General features: G+C 64.9%; 17 protein-coding genes and 1 pseudogene. 12 read left to right on the top strand and 6 right to left on the bottom strand.

Going from position 1 to position 15,987, the window contains the following annotated elements; genetic code table 11:
- Positions 1 to 25: 25 nt before the first annotated feature.
- The 4 genes from DW355_RS00150 (at position 26) to eutC (ending at position 4,600) form a co-directional block, all read left to right on the top strand.
- Entirely contained in the window at positions 26 to 1,162 is a 1,137-nt protein-coding gene (locus DW355_RS00150; RefSeq protein WP_165493100.1) for a TIGR03364 family FAD-dependent oxidoreductase, read from the top strand.
- A gap of 84 nt (positions 1,163 to 1,246) precedes the next feature.
- Entirely contained in the window at positions 1,247 to 2,191 is a 945-nt protein-coding gene (locus tag DW355_RS00145; RefSeq protein ID WP_131276740.1) for an exopolyphosphatase, read from the top strand.
- A gap of 118 nt (positions 2,192 to 2,309) precedes the next feature.
- Positions 2,310 to 3,713: an ethanolamine ammonia-lyase subunit EutB gene (locus DW355_RS00140; protein ID WP_131276737.1), complete on the top strand. Its 1,404-nt coding sequence runs from the start codon at positions 2,310 to 2,312 to the stop codon at positions 3,711 to 3,713.
- Positions 3,714 to 3,763: 50 nt separating this feature from the next.
- The gene (gene eutC, locus DW355_RS00135) at positions 3,764 to 4,600 is read left to right on the top strand and encodes an ethanolamine ammonia-lyase subunit EutC (RefSeq protein WP_131276734.1); all 837 of its coding nucleotides are present in this window, start codon (positions 3,764 to 3,766) and stop codon (positions 4,598 to 4,600) included.
- Positions 4,601 to 4,612: 12 nt separating this feature from the next.
- Here the strand turns inward: eutC and DW355_RS00130 are convergent, their stop codons facing one another.
- Positions 4,613 to 5,059 (bottom strand): DUF2214 family protein, encoded by a 447-nt coding sequence (locus DW355_RS00130; protein WP_207388048.1) that lies wholly within the window; start codon positions 5,057 to 5,059, stop codon positions 4,613 to 4,615.
- 74 nt (positions 5,060 to 5,133) lie between these two features.
- Here DW355_RS00130 and DW355_RS00125 point away from each other — a divergent pair, with 74 nt between their 5' ends.
- On the top strand, positions 5,134 to 5,808 hold the full coding sequence (locus tag DW355_RS00125; protein WP_131276731.1) for a TetR/AcrR family transcriptional regulator: 675 nt from the start codon (positions 5,134 to 5,136) through the stop codon (positions 5,806 to 5,808).
- A 77-nt stretch (positions 5,809 to 5,885) separates the two neighbouring features.
- On the opposite strand, the gene DW355_RS00120 is transcribed toward DW355_RS00125, so the two are convergent.
- Positions 5,886 to 7,397, bottom strand: a complete 1,512-nt coding sequence (locus DW355_RS00120; protein ID WP_131276729.1) for an amino acid permease — start codon at positions 7,395 to 7,397, stop codon at positions 5,886 to 5,888.
- Positions 7,398 to 7,623: 226 nt separating this feature from the next.
- Here DW355_RS00120 and DW355_RS00115 point away from each other — a divergent pair, with 226 nt between their 5' ends.
- From DW355_RS00115 to DW355_RS00100, 4 genes are all read left to right on the top strand, one after another.
- On the top strand, positions 7,624 to 8,199 hold the full coding sequence (locus DW355_RS00115; RefSeq protein WP_131276726.1) for a cytochrome b: 576 nt from the start codon (positions 7,624 to 7,626) through the stop codon (positions 8,197 to 8,199).
- Between the two features lie 25 nt (positions 8,200 to 8,224).
- Positions 8,225 to 8,809, top strand: a complete 585-nt coding sequence (locus DW355_RS00110; protein WP_131276724.1) for a YceI family protein — start codon at positions 8,225 to 8,227, stop codon at positions 8,807 to 8,809.
- A gap of 73 nt (positions 8,810 to 8,882) precedes the next feature.
- Positions 8,883 to 9,461 (top strand): YceI family protein, encoded by a 579-nt coding sequence (locus DW355_RS00105; RefSeq protein ID WP_131276721.1) that lies wholly within the window; start codon positions 8,883 to 8,885, stop codon positions 9,459 to 9,461.
- A gap of 443 nt (positions 9,462 to 9,904) precedes the next feature.
- On the top strand, positions 9,905 to 10,351 hold the full coding sequence (locus DW355_RS00100) for a DoxX family protein (RefSeq protein ID WP_131276719.1): 447 nt from the start codon (positions 9,905 to 9,907) through the stop codon (positions 10,349 to 10,351).
- 14 nt (positions 10,352 to 10,365) lie between these two features.
- Here DW355_RS00100 and ypfH read toward each other — a convergent pair whose 3' ends face one another.
- The 3 genes from ypfH to DW355_RS00085 form a co-directional block, all read right to left on the bottom strand.
- Positions 10,366 to 11,085, bottom strand: coding sequence for an esterase (gene ypfH / locus DW355_RS00095; protein ID WP_131276716.1), 720 nt, complete (start codon positions 11,083 to 11,085; stop codon positions 10,366 to 10,368).
- Between the two features lie 64 nt (positions 11,086 to 11,149).
- Positions 11,150 to 12,040, bottom strand: coding sequence for an urease accessory protein UreD (locus DW355_RS00090; RefSeq protein WP_131276714.1), 891 nt, complete (start codon positions 12,038 to 12,040; stop codon positions 11,150 to 11,152).
- A 9-nt stretch (positions 12,041 to 12,049) separates the two neighbouring features.
- On the bottom strand, positions 12,050 to 12,511 hold the full coding sequence (locus DW355_RS00085) for a DUF962 domain-containing protein (protein ID WP_131276712.1): 462 nt from the start codon (positions 12,509 to 12,511) through the stop codon (positions 12,050 to 12,052).
- Positions 12,512 to 12,574: 63 nt separating this feature from the next.
- Here DW355_RS00085 and selD point away from each other — a divergent pair, with 63 nt between their 5' ends.
- The 3 genes and pseudogenes from selD to phhA all read left to right on the top strand — a co-directional run bounded on the left by selD (position 12,575) and on the right by phhA (position 15,175).
- Positions 12,575 to 13,654, top strand: coding sequence for a selenide, water dikinase SelD (gene selD, locus DW355_RS00080; RefSeq protein ID WP_207388043.1), 1,080 nt, complete (start codon positions 12,575 to 12,577; stop codon positions 13,652 to 13,654).
- A gap of 296 nt (positions 13,655 to 13,950) precedes the next feature.
- On the top strand, positions 13,951 to 14,274 hold the full coding sequence (locus DW355_RS00075) for a 4a-hydroxytetrahydrobiopterin dehydratase (protein WP_131276709.1): 324 nt from the start codon (positions 13,951 to 13,953) through the stop codon (positions 14,272 to 14,274).
- 14 nt (positions 14,275 to 14,288) lie between these two features.
- Positions 14,289 to 15,175 (top strand): annotated as a pseudogene (phhA, locus tag DW355_RS00070) (phenylalanine 4-monooxygenase).
- A 45-nt stretch (positions 15,176 to 15,220) separates the two neighbouring features.
- On the opposite strand, the gene DW355_RS00065 reads toward phhA, so the two are convergent.
- Complete coding sequence (locus DW355_RS00065) at positions 15,221 to 15,967, bottom strand: sulfite exporter TauE/SafE family protein (protein ID WP_131276706.1); 747 nt, start codon at positions 15,965 to 15,967, stop codon at positions 15,221 to 15,223.
- Positions 15,968 to 15,987 lie beyond the last annotated feature (20 nt).

Here is a 15,987-nt window from a genome sequence, read left to right as displayed (position 1 = left end):
CAAGGTGGGCAGCATGGCGCAGAGCATGAGCAACAAACATTACGACCTGGTCGTCGTTGGCGCAGGTGTGGTCGGTCTGATGACCGCCTTCGCGGCCCGACAGCGGGGCTTGAAGGTCGCCGTGGTCGAACGCACAGCGCAGAGCATCGGGGCGTCCATCCGCAACTTCGGTTTCGTCACCGTCACGGGTCAACGGCGCGGCGAGCACTGGCGCCGTGCAATGAAGACGCGTGACGCCTGGCTGGCCATTGCGCCGCAGGCGGGTATCCCGGTCATCCATCCCGGCTTGTACCTCACGGCGCAGCGGCCCGAGGCCCTGGCCGTGGTCGAGGCCTTCTTGCGCACTGAAATGGGCGAGGGGTGCGAACTGCTGACGCCCGCGCAGACGCAGGCCCGCTTTGGACAAACGGCGCTGGGGCCGCACCTTGCCGCGCTCTACAGTCCGCACGAGCGCCGCGTGGAGTCGCGCGAGGCCATTCCCAAGCTCGCCGCCTGGCTGCAGGCGGCGCAGGGCGTGGACTTCCACTGGCGCACGGTGGTGCATGGTGTGGACCTGCCCACCGTCGCCACCAGCCGCGGTGTGCTGCGTGCCGACCATTGTGTGGTCTGTCCGGGCCATGAGTTGAACGCGCTCTACCCCGAGGCCATCGAGCAAGCCCGTATCCGCATGAGCACCTTGCAGATGATGCGCGTGCGGCCCGCCGTGCCCGTCCACCTGCCCGCAGCCCTGATGTCAGACCTCAGCCTGGTGCGATACGAGGGCTACAGTGAGTTACCCGAGGCCGCGCCACTGTTGCAGCGTCTGCAAGCGGAACAGGGTGAGCACCTGAAGCAGGGCGTGCACCTGATCGTGGTGCAGTCGGCCGATGGTTCGCTGGTGGTGGGCGACAGCCATGTCTACGGCGATGCCGAGGCGCCCTTCGGCAGCACGGCTGTGGACGAACTCATCCTGGACGAGTTGCGGCGCGTGCTGCCCGTGGCTGGGTCGGAGGGCGCCGTCGTGATCGAGCGCTGGACAGGCACCTACGCCAGCGCCGCCGACGTGGTGTTCAAGACGTCGCCGTCCCAGGGGGTGGCGCTGGGCATCGTGACCGGGGGCACGGGGGCCTCAACGTCTTATGCCTTCGCCGAGGAATTGCTGGCGCTGGCCCTCGGCGCATGAGGTCTGACCCCGGGTCGATACCCGCTCACACGCGAAAACCGGTGTTGTAATATCTGCTTACATATTCATGGAGGAGAGTGATCAATGAGCCAAGAAAAATACCGCCTTGTCACCCGCAGCGACTTTGATGGCCTGGTCTGCGCCGTGCTGCTGAACGAACTGGACATGATCGATGACATCAAGTTTGTCCACCCCAAGGACATGCAGGATGGCAAGGTCGAGATCAGCCAGCGCGACATCACCACCAACCTGCCCTACGTGCCCGGCGCGTACATGGCTTTCGACCACCACCTCTCCGAAACCATCCGCAACGCGGGCCAGTCCGCCGACGCACGCAAGAACCACATCATCGACGCCAAGTCGCCGTCGGCCGCGCGCGTGGTCTACGAGTACTACGGCGGCAAGGCCAAGTTCCCCGGCATCTCCGACGAGATGATGGAGGCCGTGGACAAGGCCGACAGTGCGCAGTACGTGCGTGACGAAGTGCTCGACCCCAAGGGCTGGGTGTTGCTGAACTACCTGATGGACGCCCGCACGGGCCTGGGCCGTTTCCGTGAATTCCGCATCAGCAACTACCAGCTGATGATGGACCTCATCAAGTACTGCAAGGACCACACGATTGGCGAAATCCTGGCCCTGCCCGACGTCAAGGAACGGGTGGACCTGTATTTCGAGCACACCGAAAAAGCCAAGGAGCAGATCAAGCGCTGCACCAAGGTGCACCGCAATCTGGCGGTGCTGGACCTGCGCGGCGAGAACACTATCTACGCCACCAACCGCTTCATGGTCTACGCGCTGTTCCCGCAAACCAACATCTCCATCCACGTGCTTTGGGGTCCGCAGAAGCAGAACACGGTGTTCGCCACCGGCAAATCCATCCTCGACCGCTCCAGCAAGACCAATGTGGGCGACCTGATGCTGCAGTACGGCGGCGGTGGCCACCAGGCCGCGGGCACCTGCCAGGTGCCCAATGACCAGGCCGAGGACGTGCTCAAGAAGCTGATCGCCAAGATCAACGCGGACGGCTGAGGCCCGTCGCGTCTCTGGACGCGTGGGCAGTCCACGGATCGCGGCGCCCCTGGTGCGCTTGCCGGTCTTGCCCGGATGGACAAGCGCTGGCATATTTGCTGCTTGAAGGAAAGGCACCATGTCCGCCTACCAAGCCACCGTCGCGCAGCAGAACTGGCAGTTCCGTGACTTGCGGGATTTGATGGCCAAGGCCACGCCGTTGCGGTCCGGCGACGCACTGGCCGGTGTGGCGGCTACTTCCTCGGTGGAGCGCATGGCGGCGCGTCTGGCGCTGGCGGATCTGCCGCTGCGCACCTTCCTGAACGAGGTGCTGATTCCCTACGAGAGCGACGAAGTCACGCGGCTCATCATCGACACGCACGATGCCATGGCCTTCGCGCCCATCGCCCACCTGACGGTCGGCGCTTTCCGGGATTGGTTGCTGGACGAGCGCACCACCAGCGACACGCTCAGCGCCGTGCGCGCAGGCCTCACGCCCGAGATGGCGGCGGCGGTCAGCAAGCTCATGCGCAACCAGGACCTGATTGCCGTGGCGCGCAAATGCCGGGTGATCACGGCCTTTCGCGACACCATTGGCCTGCCGGGCCGGCTGGCCGTGCGCCTGCAGCCCAACCACCCGACCGACGACGTGCGCGGCATCGCCGCCAGCATGATCGATGGCTTGCTCTACGGCTGCGGCGACGCGGTGATCGGCGTCAACCCGGCCACCGACAGCGTGGCCGCCCTGGGCACCCTGGTGCGGCGCATGGGCGAGGTGGTGGAGCGCCTGGGCATTCCGACCCAGACCTGCGTGCTCACGCACGTGACCAACACCATCCAGATGATCGAGCAGGGCGCGCCGGTGGACCTGGTGTTCCAGTCCATCGCGGGCACCGAGGCCGCGAATGCGAGCTTCGGCGTCAGCCTGGCCGTGCTGCGTGAGGCGCGCGAGGCGGCGCTGTCGCTGCGGCGCGGCCGTCCCTTGCAGGACGGCGTGGGCGACAACGTCATGTATTTCGAAACCGGGCAGGGCAGCGCGCTCTCGGCTAACGCACACCACGGCGTGGACCAGCAGACCTGCGAGGCGCGGGCCTACGCCGTGGCGCGCGAGTTCAAGCCATTGCTGACCAACACCGTGGTCGGCTTCATCGGCCCCGAATACCTGTACGACGGCAAGCAGATCGTGCGTGCCGGCCTGGAAGACCATTTTTGCGGCAAGCTGCTGGGTGCGCCCCTGGGCGTGGACGTCTGCTACACCAACCATGCCGAGGCCGATCAGGACGACATGGACAACCTGCTGACCCTGCTGGGCGTGGCGGGCGTGAACTTCGTGATGGGCGTGCCGGGGGCCGACGACATCATGCTCAATTACCAGAGCACGTCCTTCCACGACGCGCTCTACGTGCGCCAGGTGCTGGGCCTGCGCCACGCGCCGGAGTTCGAAGCCTGGCTGCAGCGCATGCAGATCATCGACGAAGCTGGCCGCCTGCTGAGTGGCAGCGCGCGGCAACCCGCGCTGGAGATGATGCGCAAGGCGGCGTGAGGCAGGCACAGGCGGAAATGCGCGATGCCTGACACAGGAAAGGGAACCCCATGAGTGGCAAGGTGGTCGAGTTGTCTCCGGCGGTCGCCAACCTTGACGCGAGGGGCGCCGATGCCTGGACTGCGGACCCCTGGACCGACCTGCGCGCCCACACCGCGGCGCGCATCGCCCTGGGCCGCGCGGGAGCCGGCTTGCCCACCAAGGAACTGCTCAGTTTCGGCCTGGCCCATGCCCAGGCGCGGGACGCGGTGCACATCCAGCTCGACACTGCGTCCCTGGCCGCGCGCTTGCAGGCCCTGGGGTGCGAGACCCTGACCGTGCGCAGCGCCGCCAGCGACCGCGCCACCTACCTGCTGCGTCCCGATCTGGGCCGCCGTCTGAACACCGAGGATGCGACGCTACTCGCGGCACGGGCCCGGCCCGAGGGCTGTGACCTCTTGCTGGTGGTGGGTGATGGCCTGTCCTCGCTGGCGGTGGAGCGCCAGGCCCTGCCCTTGATTGATGCCATTTGTCGGCTCGCGCCGTCGGACTGGACGCTGGGTCCCGTGGCCATCGCCACCCAGGCCCGGGTGGCTCTGGGCGACGAGGTGGGTGCCTTGCTCCAAGCCCGCATGGTCGCGGTGTTGATCGGCGAGCGCCCTGGCCTGTCTTCGCCCGACAGTCTGGGCATCTACCTGACCTGGGCGCCCCGACCGGGGCGCAACGACGCCCAGCGCAACTGCATTTCCAATGTGCGGCCCGAAGGCTTGCCCGCCGCGGCTGCGGCGGCGCGCTTCTGGTGGTTGTGCCGCGAGGCGCGCAAGCTGCAACTCACGGGCGTCGACCTGAAGGACCGCAGCGATGAACTGACGCTGGACGCCGATGGGGCCGCACCCTCCCTGACCTAGCTCGCGTTCCCGTCACAGTCCGATGCCACGCGCCATCAGGATGGCCAACAGCGGCAGCAGGGGTAACAACAGCAGCTCGGCCAGGATCCAGCGCCGGGTGGCGCGCCAGGCCGGCGCATCCGGTGCCCCGCCTTGCTTTTGCCAGCGCAGAAAACGCACTGTCGGCACGGCGGACAGCAGGCCGATCAGGCCAAAGACCGCGATCTTGGCCCAGAACACGGGGTTGTCGGCGTAGAAAGCCCAGCCCTTGGCGCCGTGCGCGGCGCGCGCGAAACCGATGATCAGAATGCCGACCGCAAGTCCGGCATAGGCCTTGTCCAGTTGCCCCACCGTGCGCAGTCGGGCCGCATCGGGTTGACTGCCCAGCAGCAGGTATTGCGCGTACAGAACGGCAACGAGCGAGAAAACGACCAGGTGGTGCAGCAGTGCCAGCACGAGGTCCGGGATGGGCAGAGTCATGATGTTTCCAATGTCTAGATGGGGTGGGCGGACTGTAGAGGCTAATTTAGACATTGTCAAGTTATGATCCGGGCATGCCTTCTTCCAAACTTCCGAGGTCCCCGGCCGCAACGCGCCAGGCCTCGGCATCGCCCGTGCCCTACCACCATGGCGACCTGCGGCGGGCGCTGGTCGATGCCACCATCGAACTGCTGCGTGAGCAGGGTCTGGAAGGCTTTTCCTTGCGCGCCGCGGCGCGGGTGGCTGGGGTGTCGCACGCGGCGCCGGCCCACCACTTCGGTGACGCGCGTGGCCTGTTGACGGCTTGCGCGGCCGATGGCTTCGAGCGCCTGGCCGACGCCATGCAGGCGCGGGTGCGGGGCGCCGGGGAGGATGCGCGTGTACGCGCGCAGGCCCTGGGCGCGGCCTACATCGATTTCGCCCTGGGGCACCGCGCCTTGTTCCAACTGATGTTCCGTCGTGACCGGCTGGACCCGGAGGATGCCGCCCTCCAGGCCGCCGGTCGCCGCACTGGGGACGCCTTGCGCCAGGTGTACTCGGAACTGATTGCCGCGCGCGGCCTGCCCCCCGCCGAATTGGGCGAGCGCATCTTGCTGGCCTGGTCCTTCGCGCACGGTTACGCCACGCTGGTGCTCGAAGAGCAGACGCACGGGCTGTACGGTCTGGGCGCGGGAAGCGAGGTGGCGGCCAGCGCGATGGGCGCCAAGCTGCTGCAACTGTTGATGGGCGGCTTGGCCGACCCGGCATGAAAAAGGGAAGAAGGTTGCCCTTCTTCCCCTGCGCACCTGAAGCCCTGCGGCTTCGGCGCGTTTTGTCTCGTTCTGTCTCAGAGGGATTTGTATTCCGCCGTGCCCTTGGAGCGGGCGAATTCTTCCTCGGGTGACAGTACCAGCTTGTGGCGCCCGACCAGCGCGAAGTAGATGATGCCGATCGCGAACCAGATTGCCACGCCGATCACGCCCGCGCGGTAGACCGGGTCGGAGAGTTGGAAGTAGATGGTGACCAGAGCGATCAGCATGGTCAGGGCCGCGCCAACAACGCCGAAGGGGCTCTTGTAGGGGCGCGCGATGTTCGGGAACTTCTTGCGCAGCAAGATGAAGGACAGGGCCTGCATGATGTAGGAAATCATCGCGCCGAACACCGCCATGTTGAGCAGCGTGCCGCCGATGATGCCGGCGCTGTTCTCCACGCCGTACCAGATCACGCACATCACGATCAGCGCCACCACCGCGCCAGCCACCATGGCCAGGTGCGGCGTCTTGCGCGTACCGTGCGTGATGGACAACGCGCGCGGGAAGTAGCCGGCGCGCGAGAGCGAGTAGATCTGCCGACCCTGGGCGTAGATGATGGTGTGGAAGCTGGCGATCAGGCCGATCACGGCGATCAGCGCCAGGATCTTGGCGATGCCGTCGCCGTAAATCGCGCGAAAGCCGTCCAGCAGCGGTTCACCCGAGGTGGCGAGCGCGAAGGAACCCTTGGCCACCGAGGAGTTCAGCAGCAGGATCATGAAGGCCGAGACGATCAGCGTGATGATGCCCAGGATGATGCCGCGCGGCATGTCGCGCTTCGGGTCAACCGATTCTTCGGCCGCCAGGGGCAACTGCTCGATGGCCAGGAAGAGCCACACCGCGAACGGCATGGCCGCCAGCGCGCCATGAAAGCCGAAGGGCAGGAAGCTGCCCCCGCCCCCGGCCAGTTCCACCGGCGCGCCATCGGCGCCCACGCCGATATTGAGCGCCCAGCGGGTGAAGTCCATGTTGGGGATGGCGCTGAACCAGAAGCCCACCAGGCAGGCCAGGGCCAGCAGTGTGACCACCAGCGTGACCTTGAAGGACAGCTCCACGCCGACGACGTTCAGGCCCACGAAGACGATGTAGCCGCCGATCCAGTACACCGGCTGGAAGCTCTCCGGCGTGCCGAAGATGGAGCCCAGGTAGGAGCCGATGAAGAACACGATCACGGCCGGTGTGATGACGTACTCCACGTTCTCGCACAGTCCGGTGATGAAACCGCCCCAGGGCCCCATGGTGGAGCGGGCGAAGGAGTAGGCCGCGCCAGTGTGGGGCAAGGCCGGGCTCATCTCGGCGATGGAGAAAGTCAGACCCAGGTACATGATGGCGATGAAGACCGTGGCGATCAGCATGCCGCCCCAGCCGCCCGCCCCCAAGCCGAAGTTCCAGCCTGAGAAATGGCCGGAGATCACCGCGCCCACGCCCAGCGCCCACAGGGAGGCCACGCCCGCGTAGCGGCGCAGGCCGCGTTTTTCGAAGTAGCTGCTGTCCACCGATTGGTAGGTGACACCGCCGCCGGAAGCCGCGGCTGTTGTTGTTTCACTCATGGAAGTGCCTTTCAGCAAAGGGGAAGACAAAGAACAAGGGGAACAGGAAGCCAGCGAACCGGGGCCGCGCGTGGCGAACACCGGGCCAAGCCCCGGGGCAAGTGCAAAAACGGTGCCAGAGGGGAAAGGCCCTGCACCGGGTTGGCAAGCAAAAAATTTGAATCCAGCCGACAAGCCTGCTCATCCTGGGGATAAAGCGGGCTTCCTAGAATGCCCAGCCATTGCCATGAATACCTCCTCCTCTTCTGCCATTCCCGCAGCCGCGCGTTACAACGGTCTGGCCATCGTCCTGCACTGGACTTTGGGCCTGGTCTTGATCGGCCTGTTCTCCCTGGGGGTGTACATGGCCGACCTGCCTTTTTCCCCGCAGCGGCTCAAGTTGTTCAACTGGCACAAGTGGGTGGGCATCCTGGTGTTGGCGCTCTCCTTCCTGCGCCTGTCCTGGCGGCTGATCCGCCCCGCGCCTGCCTTGCCGCCGGGCATCGCGCAGGCCATGCCGACCTGGCAGCGCCTGGCCCACCATGGCACGCACGTCGCGCTGTACCTCCTGTTTTTTGCGGTGCCCCTGCTGGGCTGGGCTTACAGCTCGGCCACGGGTTTTTCCATCGTGCTGTTCGGCGTGCTGCCTTTGCCCGATTTCGTGGGCAAGGACGCCGCCCTGGCCAAGACCCTCAAGGAAGCGCATGAAATCGGCGCCTACCTGATGGCCCTGTTCGTGCTGCTGCACGTGGTGGCGGCCTTGAAGCACCAGTGGCTGGACCGTGATGGCCTGATCGGCCGCATGTGGTTTGGCCGTTCCTGATTTTTTAGCTGGAGTCCTTCCGATCATGCATTTCATCCGCCGCCTTTTCACGGGGAGCCTGCTGCTGGCGCTGTCCGTCCTCGCCAGCCTGTCCCTGCCGGCCCAGGCCCAGCAAAAACTGCTGCCCGCGCAAAGCGAAATCATCTTCGTCAGCAAGCAGATGGGCGTGCCCGTGGAGGGCTACTTCAAGAAATTCGACGCCCAGATCGCCTTCGACCCTGCCAAGCCTCAGACCAGCAAGATCGCCTTCACGGTGGACATGGCCAGTGCCACGCTGGGCGTGCCCGAGGCGGATGCTGAACTGCCCAAGGCCGTGTGGTTCAACGTGCCGGGCTTCCCACAGGCCCGCTTCCAGTCCACGGCCATCAAGGCCTTGGGCGCGGGCAAGTACGAGGTGGCGGGTCAACTCACGATCAAGGGCCGCGCCAACCCGGTCACGGTGCCGGTGACGCTGACGCAAGCCAGTGGCACGACCACCGCCACCGGTGTGTTCACGATCAAGCGCCTGGCCTACGCCATCGGCGAGAACCAGTGGTCCGACACTTCCATGGTGGCGGACGAAGTCCAGGTCAAGTTCAAGCTGGCGCTGACTGGCGTAGGCAAGCTTTGACACCGGCTTTTCGCCGCATCTGCCGTTTCGATTCTTTTTTTCTCAACCCTTGCTGTTTCACAGGAGTTCCCTCATGCGCAAGATCACCGTCGCCACTCTCGTCGGTCTGACCCTGGCCGCCGCTGGCGCCGCCCAGGCCCAGTCTGCTACCTACAGCATTGACCCGACCCACACCTTCGTGACCTTCGAGATCGACCACATGGGCACCACGACCAACCGTGGCCGCTTCGACAAGAAGGACGGTTCGGTCAAGCTGGACAAGGCCGCCAAGAAGGGCAGCGTCGAGATCACCATCGACATGACCTCCATCAGCACCGGCACCTCGGCCTTTGACAAGCACCTGCAAAGCCCGGACTTCTTCAACGCCGAAAAATTCCCGACGGCCAAGTTCACCGCCGACAAATTCAGCTTCAACGGCGACAAGGTCAGCGAGATCGCCGGCACCCTGACCCTGGTGGGCAAGACCCAACCCGTCACGCTCAAGGCCAGCAAGTTCAACTGCTACATGAACCCCATGCTCAAGCGTGAAGCCTGCGGTGGCGATTTCGAGACCATCATCGACCGCAGCGCTTACGGCATCGACTTCGGCCTGAATTGGGGCTTTCCCAAGGAAGTGAAGCTGCTGGTGCAGGTGGAAGCCATCAAGCAGTAAGCGGGTTCGCCTTCTCAAAAAAGCCGGCCGGGTTTCCGACCGGCTTTTTTTTTGCCTCGTCACGCTGAATCCAGAAGCATGCCAGCTTAAAGCTGTGGGTCAGGCGGCCTCATTGGACAAGCTGGCCCGATATTTCAAAGGCCAAGGTGTCACCGATCCTTGCTTCAAATGGGCGGAATGGAGCAAGTCAGGTGTCGGTCTCAGAGAAGTTCAATGCCCTTGTCTCAATCGCAGAGAGCGTGTTGCGACGTTTTTTGCGAGAAGGCGTTACCAACCTTGATCCATCTCATCCTTTGCATGGTGAGCGACTGGATTTTTCTAGGTTCACGTTCATGACGGACGGACTCTTTGATTGATTTGAATCAATGGAGTCACTGGGCCTGCTCGAATCATGACCTCTACAAAGAATAGGATGAGACGTGATCTACGAAAGGAAAAACATCATGCTAGGAATCACCAAGAAGGATTTTTTAATCCGTGCTGCAAGCTTCAATCTGACCAATCCTTGGAACATTCTTCGCATCATTTGTGGTGTTTTTATGTTCCCTCATGCGGCAAGCAAATTTGCCGCTGGTGCATTGAATCCTGGAACGGTTGGCTTTTTTGCCAAAGCGGGCTTTGCGCCACCGGAGTTCTGGGTGATCTTGGCCGCGATGGTTGAGGTGGGAACTGGGCTTGCCTTGCTTTTCGGGATCTGCACACGCTTTGCGGCCTTGGGTGCTGCTGGAGCGTTGGCGGTTGCCGTATACGCCCTTCAAATGGTGAAAGGCTTCGGTTGGACTTGGAACACGGGTGGCTATGAATACCCGGTTTTCTGGGGGATCGTTTGCTTGGCCGTCGCATTGAATGAATTCAATGGTGGCGCTACTTCCAAGTCACATTCCCATTGAGCTGGAAAACAAGGTCATTCTGACTTTTGTCCTTCTCCCACATCATCCCCCTCCCCAGGCTTCAACCACAGCCGAGCGGGGATGTGTTGAGCCAGCTTTTCCACCGCCAGCTCGATCAGGTCCGGGTGCAGTTCGTGGCCGATGAAGGGCAGCACGTCGGCGGTGAAGTCGGCGCCGAATTCCTTGAGGCGCAGGGCCCCTTCGATGGCATGGCGGTAGGGCATCACTGCATCGCTCTTGCCGTGCAGCAGGTGGATGGTGCAGCTTTCGTGAGGCGGCGCCTCAGGCAGCGCTGCGAAGCGCCCCGCGATGGCGATGGTGCGGGCCGCCACGGGCTCAGGCTGCATCGCCGCGGCCAGGGCCATGATGGCGCCTTGCGAGAATCCGACCAGCGCCGTGCCGGCCGCGTCCACGCCGCTGCGCTGCTGCCAGTGACGCACCAGGGCCTCGAAGGCGGGCAGGGCTTGCGTCACGCGCGCGGGGCGGTTGTCTTCCGTCACCCCGTGGATGGAGAACCATTGATGGCCCGCGAGCTGGACTTGCGTGCCGGGCATGAAAGGTTCGGGCGCGTTCAAGGCCACGACCATGGCATTTGGAAACGAACGCGCATAGGCCTGTCCCAAGCCGACCATGCTCTGCGCGTTGCTGCCCACGCCGTGCAGCAGCAGGATCAATTGCGCGGCTTTCGTGCCACCGCCTTGCGCGGGGTCCTGGAGGATGAGGGCTTCGGTCATGGTGTGGTTCGTGTCGAGCCGTGGTTCGGCGTTGCGTTTCGGCGGGTGCGTTGGAAAGCGTCTCTTAAAGTGCCCAAGTCCTCGGCGACGTGGCTTCCAGTTGCCAGAGTTCGTGCCGCAAGACGCCACGCAGGCGCTTGAGCAGGTTCAGCGCGGGCTCCACCAGCGGGCTCAGCACCCGCACGGCCAGCACTTGGGGATGGGGGCTGGTCGCGCCGGCCACGAGGGGAGGCGTGTCGGGTGACGCATCGCCGGACGTTACGCGCGATTCCAACGCGGCACGCACCGCGTCCAAGGTCGCCTCACGCCGGACCCGTGTGATGACCGTGCCCGAGGCAAAAAACAGCGTGCCCAGGCAGCGGTGGCCCGCCAGGCCCAGCGGTCCGTCCATCAAGCGTGTATCGGTCGCGTCGATGCGGCCTTGTTCCAGCCAGACCGGCGTGCGCGCCTCATGGTGCAAGCCGTTCAGGTTCTGGATTTCCAGGTGCTGCGAGAAACGGCCTTGGGTGAAGGCCTGGTCCGCGGCGGGCAGACCCAGTGCCGTCACGTCCCAGCCGATCAGTTCCGCGCCTGGGGCCAGGTCGAACACGGCCTTGTTCTCGGCTTGGCATTGCGGGTAGGCCAGGGCTTCGAGCGGTAGCCATTCCAGCCTCGCGCCGTCGTCGACGCGGGCGTGGACTCGCTGGGCGGCGGCATCACCGGTGCTGCGGTAGAAGCGTGTGGCGCCGGGGGTGGTGACCAATCCGTGCGCACCTGCGGCGACCGAGAGCTGGATGTCCAGCGTGTCACCGCCGACCAGGCCGCCGGGCGGGTGAACCAGCACGTTGTGGCAGATCGCGTCACCCTCGGGGTACAGGCTTTGCAGGATGCGCAGCGGTCCGTCGTGGCGATAACGCGCCACGCTGCGGCTGTTTTCAAGCGTGTAGTCGAGTCGCAGCGCGGCGTGCCAGCTCATGCAGGGAACTTACCAGCGCAGGCCGCGCTTGAGAAACAGGTGGCTGAGCACGAAGAGCGGGCCAACCCAGAGGTATTGCACGTCCTCGAAGAAGGAGGGCTTCTTGCCTTCGATGCGATGGCCGATGAACTGGAAGATCCAGGCCACGACGAAGATGCTGGCACAGATGGCGACGCGGTAGTCGCCCATCAGGTGCACCAGCACCAGGCCGATGGCCGAGATGGCCGCCATGGCCAGGGTGAACAGGCGCGACAGGCGGATGTAATAGATCAGGCTGGCCCCGATGAAGGCATAAGCCGCCAGCGGGTGGATGGCGAAGATCAGGCCCACGATGCTGAGCATGATGAGCGGAATGGCGGCGTAGTGGATCAGCTCGTTGGCCGGGTTGCGGTGGCTTTCGCCATAGTGGGCGAGCAACTGATCGACGCGGCGCGTGGCGCCGTCGTGGTTGTCCTGGGCAAGCGTGGTCATGGCGGTCTCCTGAAGTGGGATGGGTCCGGGGGCAAACCTCTTATGCAGGGCACAATGATAGCCATGGCTGCCATGACTTCCACCCCTGACCTGTCCCGGGGCGCCGAGCCCCGCCTGACCTCCCTGTCCCACGGCGGCGGCTGCGGCTGCAAGATCGCGCCGGGCGTGCTGTCCGACATCCTGAAAAGCAGCAGTGGCCTGCCGGTGCCGCCCGAGCTGCTGGTGGGCATCGAGACGGCCGACGACGCGGCGGTCTACTGGCTCAACGATGAGCAGGCGTTGATCGCCACCACCGATTTCTTCATGCCCATCGTCGATGACCCGTTCGATTTCGGGCGCATCGCCGCGACCAACGCCATCAGCGACGTCTACGCCATGGGCGGGCGGCCCATCCTCGCGCTGGCCCTGGTGGGCATGCCCATCAACGTGCTGTCCACGGCGACCATCGGTCGCATCCTCGACGGTGGCCAGGCCGTCTGCAAGGCGGCCGGTATCCCGATCGCGGGCGGCCACACCATCGATTCGGTGGAGCCGATTTACGGACTGGTGGCCCTGGGCCTGGTGCACCCCGGCCGTGTCAAGCGCAATGCGGATGCCCGGGCGGGGGATCGCTTGGTCCTGGGCAAGCCCCTGGGTGTGGGCATTCTGTCCGCCGCGCTCAAGAAGGAACAGCTCGATGCGGCGGGCTACGCGCGCATGATCGACACGACCACGCGCCTGAACACCCCCGGCCCCGAGCTGGCGGCGATCGAGGGCGTGCACGCCCTGACCGATGTGACGGGTTTTGGCCTCGCCGGCCATGGGCTGGAGCTGGCGCGCGGCGCCGGGCGTACCGTGGAAATAGATTGGTCCCAGGTGCCTCTGCTGCCGGGCGTGCGTGATCTGGCCGCGCAAGGTTTCGTGACCGGTGCGTCGGGTCGCAACTGGGCCGGCTATGGTGCATCCGTGAGCTTGCCTGCGGATTTCGCGGCCGTGGACCGGGCCTTGCTGAGCGATCCGCAGACCAGCGGCGGCCTGCTGGTGAGTTGCGCGCCCGAGGCCGTGCCCCAGGTGCTGGAGACCTTCCGTCGGCAGGGCTTTGACGCTGCTGCCGAAATCGGTCGTGTGACGGACGAGGGTGCGGGGCGTCTGGTCGTGCGCTGACTTTGGGTTGACTCTGCGCCATATGTCGGGCGAGGCCGGTCCAGGGTTTACCCAAGGCGGCGTCTTGGCGCGCGGCGCTGATAATGCACCAGCCCTTGCGATACGCCTGGGGCAGCACCACGACGGACCCGCTCTGCAACCATGACGCAGGCTTTCAGCATCATCGGCGAACACCTCGCGCGCAGCGTGCGTGGCGTGCCCTGCGCACCGCCGAATTGACCTTTTTTCTTCTGGGCTGGCGCCACTTTTTCACGGTGTCAGCCGGTTTGGGTCATTCGATTTCTGGAGCCTGCAGCATGTCCGACCATTCCGTGAAACTTGACGAGGCGCCGTTGCGCGCCGAATTGGCCACCTTGCCCGAGTGGACGCATCGCGCCGAGCGCGGTGGCTTGATTGCCCGGGAGTTCCGCTTCGCGGATTTCACGCAAGCCTTCGGCTTCATGGCCCAGGTGGCCCTGGTGGCCGAGAAGCACAACCACCATCCCGAGTGGTTCAATGTCTACAACCGGGTGTCGGTCGTGATGACCACCCACGACGTCCAGGGCCTGTCGATGAAAGACATCGAGATGGCCCGCTACATGGACCGTTGCGCGGCGACCTTGTTGTCCGCTGCCCACTAGCCGGGAGCCACGCCATGCAAACTGCTCCGGCATCCGGCAAGCACGGTCTGGCGGCAGGTTTGGGACACAGGCCCGAACGCCCCGACTGGACCATCGATCAAGGCTGGCAGCACTACACACCGCAGGAGCATGCGGTCTGGGCCGCGCTGTTCGAGCGGCAGTCGCGTCTCTTGCCTGGCCGCGCCTGTGATGAGTTCGTCCGGGGCCTGCGAGACCTGCCCTTCCGCGCGGACCGCATTCCCGATTTCGAGCAGATGTCCCAGGTACTGCGCCGCAAGACCGGCTGGGAAGTGGTGGCGGTGCCAGGCCTGGTGCCCGACGAGGTGTTCTTCGAACATCTGGCGCACCGGCGTTTCCCCGCCGGCCAGTTCATCCGCAAGCCGCATGAGCTGGACTACCTGGAAGAGCCGGATGTCTTTCACGATGTCTTCGGCCATGTGCCCATGCTGATGAACCCGGTCATCGCCGATTACATCCAGGCTTACGGCGAAGGGGGCTGCGGGCCCAAAGCCTGGGCATGCTCGACAAGCTGGCCCGCGTCTACTGGTACACCGTGGAATTCGGCCTGGTGCAGCAGCCGAACGGCCTGCGCATCTATGGCGCGGGCATCGTGTCTTCGTACACGGAGACCTGTTTCAGCGTCGAGGATGCCTCACCCAATCGCCTGCGTTTCGATCTGGCGCGTGTCATGCGCACGCGCTACCGCATCGACGATTTCCAGGAAAGCTATTTTGTCATCCCCGACTTCGATGAATTGCTGGGCTTGGCCAACATCGACTTCGCGCCTTTGTACGCGCGGGTCGTGACCGAGCCCGAGCTGGAGCCTGGTGAGGTTCTGGCTGTAGATCAGGTCCTCACGCGGGGCACGGGTCGCTACCACGCCGCCAGGCGTGCGCCCTGAGGACTCGGCCCCGGGCAACACGGGTTGCGACCACGTTTCGGTCTTTCAGCGTGCGAGCAGCTGCGTCAGCCCAGACACTAGCAGGGCTGCGCCCGAGACCGTGAGCAGGAGCAGCACGATCTGCCGAAAGCGTGCCTCGCTCAGGCCCAGGTAGAGCCGCGTGCCCAGCCAGGAACTGAGCAGCACCACGGGGATGAGCAGGGCCAGCGAAGGCAGCGTGGCGCGGGTGATCAGTCCGCGCGCCAGATAGGCGACCAGCGTGACCAGCTGGATGCCGAGGTTGAAGTTCTGCACCAGGGCGCGCAGTTCGTCCTTCGGCCATCCGCGCAGCGTTCCCCAGAGCGTGGGAAGGATGCCCGTGTAGCCGCCCAGTCCGCCCAGAATGCCGCCCCCCAACCCACTCAGACCGTCCGCGATGCGTCCGCCGTGGTGGATGCGTGGCAGATTGGGGGCGAGGAGCAAGGCCGGGCAAGCGATCACCAGCAGGCCACCCAGCGCGGTCTTGAAGAGGCCCACGTCCAGTTGCGGCAGCAACATCACGCCCAGAGGAATGCCCGCCAATCCACCCGCCAGAAAAGGCAGGATGCGCCGCCACTGCCAGCTGCGTCGCAAGGTGAAGGCGGCCTGAATCTGTCCGGTGAGCGAACCGCACAGGGACAGCACGGCGGTCAGTTGCGGCGCGAGAAACCAGGCCCAGATCGCGGTGGAAGTCATGCCGAAGTTGGAGCCCGAGATGCCTTGCACGAGCCCGCCCAGGGCGGCTCCAAGGATGAGGATGGGAATGTCGGTCAAGCGGGGCCTCAGGAGAGCTT

The organism is Hylemonella gracilis (assembly GCF_004328645.1).
GTDB lineage: Bacteria > Pseudomonadota > Gammaproteobacteria > Burkholderiales > Burkholderiaceae_C > Hylemonella > Hylemonella gracilis_B.
The sequence above is the reverse complement of the archived record's forward strand: the minus strand, read 5'-3'. Positions and strand labels throughout refer to the sequence as shown.

What these genes read in the sequence shown, in the direction of transcription:
- DW355_RS00150 (WP_165493100.1), top strand. Translation starts at nt 26, where the DNA reads ATGAGCAACAAACATTACGACCTGGTCGTCGTTGGCGCAGGTGTGGTC.
- DW355_RS00145 (WP_131276740.1), top strand. Translation starts at nt 1,247, where the DNA reads ATGAGCCAAGAAAAATACCGCCTTGTCACCCGCAGCGACTTTGATGGC.
- DW355_RS00140 (WP_131276737.1), top strand. Translation starts at nt 2,310, where the DNA reads ATGTCCGCCTACCAAGCCACCGTCGCGCAGCAGAACTGGCAGTTCCGT.
- eutC (WP_131276734.1), top strand. Translation starts at nt 3,764, where the DNA reads ATGAGTGGCAAGGTGGTCGAGTTGTCTCCGGCGGTCGCCAACCTTGAC.
- DW355_RS00130 (WP_207388048.1), bottom strand. Translation starts at nt 5,059, where the DNA reads ATGACTCTGCCCATCCCGGACCTCGTGCTGGCACTGCTGCACCACCTG.
- DW355_RS00125 (WP_131276731.1), top strand. Translation starts at nt 5,134, where the DNA reads ATGCCTTCTTCCAAACTTCCGAGGTCCCCGGCCGCAACGCGCCAGGCC.
- DW355_RS00120 (WP_131276729.1), bottom strand. Translation starts at nt 7,397, where the DNA reads ATGAGTGAAACAACAACAGCCGCGGCTTCCGGCGGCGGTGTCACCTAC.
- DW355_RS00115 (WP_131276726.1), top strand. Translation starts at nt 7,624, where the DNA reads ATGAATACCTCCTCCTCTTCTGCCATTCCCGCAGCCGCGCGTTACAAC.
- DW355_RS00110 (WP_131276724.1), top strand. Translation starts at nt 8,225, where the DNA reads ATGCATTTCATCCGCCGCCTTTTCACGGGGAGCCTGCTGCTGGCGCTG.
- DW355_RS00105 (WP_131276721.1), top strand. Translation starts at nt 8,883, where the DNA reads ATGCGCAAGATCACCGTCGCCACTCTCGTCGGTCTGACCCTGGCCGCC.
- DW355_RS00100 (WP_131276719.1), top strand. Translation starts at nt 9,905, where the DNA reads ATGCTAGGAATCACCAAGAAGGATTTTTTAATCCGTGCTGCAAGCTTC.
- ypfH (WP_131276716.1), bottom strand. Translation starts at nt 11,085, where the DNA reads ATGACCGAAGCCCTCATCCTCCAGGACCCCGCGCAAGGCGGTGGCACG.
- DW355_RS00090 (WP_131276714.1), bottom strand. Translation starts at nt 12,040, where the DNA reads ATGAGCTGGCACGCCGCGCTGCGACTCGACTACACGCTTGAAAACAGC.
- DW355_RS00085 (WP_131276712.1), bottom strand. Translation starts at nt 12,511, where the DNA reads ATGACCACGCTTGCCCAGGACAACCACGACGGCGCCACGCGCCGCGTC.
- selD (WP_207388043.1), top strand. Translation starts at nt 12,575, where the DNA reads ATGGCTGCCATGACTTCCACCCCTGACCTGTCCCGGGGCGCCGAGCCC.
- DW355_RS00075 (WP_131276709.1), top strand. Translation starts at nt 13,951, where the DNA reads ATGTCCGACCATTCCGTGAAACTTGACGAGGCGCCGTTGCGCGCCGAA.